2 protein-coding genes are annotated in these 4,716 nt (G+C 70.8%); both read left to right on the forward strand.

The features are described from left to right. Positions 1–2,252: condensation domain-containing protein (locus ABT061_RS48135; RefSeq protein ID WP_350930427.1), on the forward strand; the 2,252-nt coding region annotated here is incomplete at its 5' end. Next, on the forward strand, positions 2,249–4,716 hold a 2,468-nt coding region (locus ABT061_RS48140; protein ID WP_350930428.1), incomplete at its 3' end, for a non-ribosomal peptide synthetase. The genes ABT061_RS48135 and ABT061_RS48140, both read left to right, overlap by 4 nt.

Below are 4,716 nucleotides of genomic sequence, written 5' to 3' on the forward strand. Positions count from 1 at the left end.
TGGCGGCGCATCCGCTGGTGGCGGATGTGGCGGTGGTGGTGCGGGAGGACCGGCCGGGGGATCGGCGGTTGGTGGCGTACGTGGTGGAGGCCGCGACGGACGCGGCGGTGGATCTGTCGGGTGGGTTGGATGTGGGGCGGTTGCGGCGGTTCGCGGGGGAGGTGTTGCCCGATTACATGGTGCCGTCGGCGGTGGTGGTGGTGGAGGCGTTGCCGTTGACGGGGAACGGGAAGCTGGATCGGGCAGCGTTACCGGCGCCGTCGGTGGTGGTGTCGGGTGGGGGGCCGTTGTCGGTGCGGGAGGAGGTGTTGTGCGGTCTGTTCGCCGAGGTGCTCGGGGTTGAGGCGGTGGGGGTTGACGATGGGTTCTTTGATCTGGGTGGGGACAGCATCGTGGCGATTCGGTTGGTGGCTCGGGGGCGTGCGGCGGGGGTGGTGTTCTCGCCTCGGGATGTGTTCCGGTATCAGAGCGTGCGGGAGTTGGCCGCGGTCGCGGTCGAGGAGTGGCAGCAGCGGGGCGAGGCGGAAGACGCGGGGATCGGATGGTTTCCAGCGACTCCGATCATGGCCTGGCTCGCGGAGCGCGAAGGTCCTGTCGCCGGTTACAGCCAGACGGTCGTCCTGCAGGTTCCTCCCGGGCTGGGGCTGGATCGTCTGATCTCCGCGGTGCAGGTGGTGCTGGATCACCATGACGTGTTGCGGTTGCGGGTGTCGGCGGAGGGGGGGTACGAGGTCGCTTTGCGGGGGGCGGTGGTGGCGGACGGGTGTGTGCGCCGGGTGGAGGTGTCGGGGGATCTGGCCGCCGTGGTGGCCGAGGAGGCGGTCGTCTCGCGGTCGGGGTTGGATCCGGTGTCCGGGCAGCTGGTCCGGGTGGCGTGGTTGGACGCCGGATCGGAGGTGTCGGGCCGGTTGGTGGTGACGGTGCATCATCTGGCGGTGGACGGGGTGTCCTGGCGCATCCTGCTGCCGGACCTGTTCACCGCCTGGAGCGCGACCGGTCAGGAAGCGGTCCCGCAGGTGGCGGTTCACGAAGGGGCCAGCCAACGATCGGCCCTGGGAAAGACGACGGCTCACGAAGGAGCCGGTCAGGAAGCGGCTCCGCAGGTGGCGGTTCGCGAAGGGGCCATCCAACGATCGGCCCCGGGAAAGACGGCGGCGCACGAAGGGGCCGGTCAGGAAGCGGTCCCGCAGGTGGCGGTTCACGAAGGGGTCATCCGACGATCGGCCCCGGGAAAGACGACAGCGCAAGAAGGGGGCATCCGGCAAGACGCGACCGCTCAAGAAGGGCTCCTTCAGGGAACGGTCGCTCAGGTGAGCGTCCCGGTGTTGGAGCCGGTGCCCACCTCCTTCCGTACCTGGGCACACCGCCTGCACGACGAGGCTCCCAACAGGGTCGGCGAACTCGACCACTGGGTCGAGATCCTCGACGGCCCTGATCCGCGTATCGGGCGCAGGCCCCTCGATCCGCGCCTCGACACCGCCGCGACGTTGCGCAGCCTCCGCCGTACCCTGCCTCCGGAGAAGGCCGGACCTCTGCTGGCGGCGGTCCCCGCCGCGTTCCACGGCCGGGTCAACGACGTGCTGCTCGCCGGGCTGGCCCTGGCCGTGACCCACTGGCGCAGGAGGCGCGGCGCCCGGGGCACCTCCGTCCTGCTCGACCTGGAGGGACACGGCCGTGCGGAGATCTTCCCCGACGTCGACCTGTCCAGGACCGTGGGCTGGTTCACCACCATCCACCCCGTCAGGCTCGACCCGGGTCTGACCGGCTGGTCCGACGAGCGGTCCGCGGCTCAGGCGATCAAAAAGGTCAAGGAGCAGCTCAGGGCGCTGCCCGACCCGCTGGGTTACGGGATGCTCCGCCATCTCGCGCCGGAGACCGCGCAGAAGCTCGCCGAGCTTCCCCGCCCGCAGATCGTGTTCAACTACCTCGGCCGGGTCGCGGTCACCGGAGGCGACTGGAACCTGGTTCCCGCCGAGATCGGCGGCTACGACCCCGGGATGCCGGTGGCCCATGTCCTGGAGGTCAACGTGACCACGCACGACCGGCCGGACGGCCCTCACCTGGAGGCCGTCTGGTCCTGGCCCGAGGGGGTGCTCGACGAGGCGGAGGTCGCCGAGCTGGCCGAGACCTGGTTCGAGGCGCTCGCCGGGCTGGCCGAGCACGGCGCGGGAGGACACACACCGAGCGACCTCCTGGTCGATCTGGACCAGGAGGAGATCGACCGTATCCAAGCCGCGTGGGAGAAGCGTTGACGCAGGTCCAGGACATCCTCCCGCTCTCGCCGCTGCAGCAGGGCCTGTTCTTCCACGCCCTCCACGACGAGCACGACCTCTACACCGCGCAGGTCACCCTCGACCTGGACGGCCCGCTGGACGTCCCCGCGCTCCGTGCCGCCGCCGCCAGGCTGCTCGAACGCCACTCCAACCTGCGCGCCGCCTTCTGGCACGAGGACCTCAGCCGGCCCGTCCAGGTCATTCCGGACAGTGTCGAACCGTCCTGGCGGGAGGTCGAGGGGGCAGATCCGGCCGCGGTGGCCGCGGAGGAGAGGGCACGCCCGTTCGACCTGGCGGTGCCGCCGCTCATCCGCTTCGTTCTCGTACGACCGGAGCCCGGCAGGCACCGGCTGATCATTACCAACCATCACATCCTGCTCGACGGATGGTCCACCCCGCTGCTTGTCGCCGAACTGTTGGCGCTCTATCTCGGTGTGGAGGCTCCGCCCGCGCCGCCGTACAAGAACTACCTGGCCTGGCTGTCCCGCCAGGACCGCGCCGCCGCGAAGGATGCCTGGGACCGGGCACTGGAGGGCATTGACGAGCCGACGCTGGTCGCGCCCGCCGCGGGCGCGCCCGTGACGCCGGGCAAGGTCGCCACCGAGCTGGGCGCCGACCTGACCGCCGCGCTGACCAGACTGGCCCGTCGCCGTGGCGTCACGGTCAACACGGTCCTGCAGGGAGTGTGGGGACTGCTGCTCGCCAAGCTGACCGGCCGCGAGGACGTCGTCTTCGGCGCGGTCGTATCGGGCCGCCCGCCTGAGCTGCCCGGGGTCGAGCGCATGGTCGGCCTGTTCATCAACACCGTGCCCGTCCGGGTCCGGCTCCGGCCCGCCGAGCCCGTCGGCGAAATGCTGGAACGCCTCCAGGACGAGCAGGCGGAACTGATGCCCCACCATCACCTGGGGCTGACCGAAATCCAGCGCGGCATCCTGTTCGACACGGTCACCGTGCTGGAGAACTACCCATTCGATCCCTCCACCGCCGGTACCGCCCTTGGCGGGGTGCGGCTGACCGGCTTCGGCTCGACAGACGCCCATCACTACCCTCTCGCCCTCGCCGCCGTCCCCGGCGACCGCCTCACCCTGCGGCTGGACCATCGGCCCGACCTGTTCAGCACAGCCGAGGCTCGGCGGCTGCTCGACCGGATGAGCCTGCTGCTCACCACGATCGTCACCGACCCGGACACGCCGGTCGGCCGGATCGGCATCCTTGACGTCGCCGAGCACAGCCAGGCCGTCGAGGAGTGGAACGACACCGGCGCACCGGTGCCGCGCCGTACGTTGCCCGAGCTCTTCGAAGCCGCCGTCGTCCGTGACCCCGAGGCCACCGCGCTGGTCCATCGCGGCGAGGCTGTCACGTACGGGCAGCTCAACGGCCGCGCCAACCGGCTGGCTCGGCTGCTGGTGGCCGAGCACGGAATCGGCCCCGAGCGGTTGGTGGCGCTGAGGTTGCGCCGTTCCGCCGATCTGGTGGTCGCGGCGCTGGCCGTGCTGAAGGCGGGTGGTGCGTACCTGCCCGTCGACCTCGGCTACCCGGAGGAACGGGTCGCCTACATGCTCGCGGACGCCGGCCCCGCCCTGGTGATCGACGCCGGCTGGCTGGCCGGGGCCGACACCTCCGGATACGCGGAGTCCGATCTCGGTGTGCCGCTCGTGCCGGAGCGTCCGGCGTACGTGATCTACACCTCCGGCTCGACGGGGCGGCCCAAGGGTGTGGTGGTCACCCACGCCGGCATCGCCGCCCTCGCCTGCTCGCAGGTCGACAGGTTCGGGATCACCCCGGACAGCCGGGTTCTGCACTTCGCCTCGCCGAGCTTCGACGCCTCGGTCATGGAACTGCTGATGGCCTTCGCCGCCGGGGCCGCCCTTGTCATTCCTCCTTCCGACGCCTACAGCGGGGCCGCGCTGGCCGACGCCCTGCGGGAGGCGCGGGTCACCCACGCCCTGATCCCCCCGGCAGCCCTGGCCGGGGTTCCGGAGGTCTCGCTGCCCGACCTGCAGACCTTGATCGTCGGCGGGGACGCCTGCGCGCCGAACCTGGTGGACGCCTGGGCCCCCGGCCGTCTGATGATCAACGCGTACGGCCCGACAGAGGCGACCATCGCCGCCACCATGAGCGCTCCCCTGAAGACGGGTGAGATCCCGCCGATCGGCTCGCCGGTCCGCGACACCCGGGCGTACGTGCTGGATTCGTGGCTGCGGCCGGTTCCGGCCGGGGTGGAGGGGGAGCTGTACCTGGCCGGGCCAGGTCTCGCGCGGGGGTATCTGGGTCGGGCCGGGTTGACGGCGGAGCGGTTTGTGGCGTGTCCGTTTGATGGGTCCGGTGGGCGGATGTATCGGACGGGTGATGTGGTTCGGCGTCGTGGTGATGGGGTTGTGGAGTTCGTGGGGCGGGTTGATCAGCAGGTGAAGGTGCGGGGTTTTCGGATTGAGCTGGGTGA

Origin of the sequence: Streptosporangium sp. NPDC002544 (assembly GCF_040295965.1) — a bacterium.
GTDB lineage: Bacteria > Actinomycetota > Actinomycetes > Streptosporangiales > Streptosporangiaceae > Streptosporangium.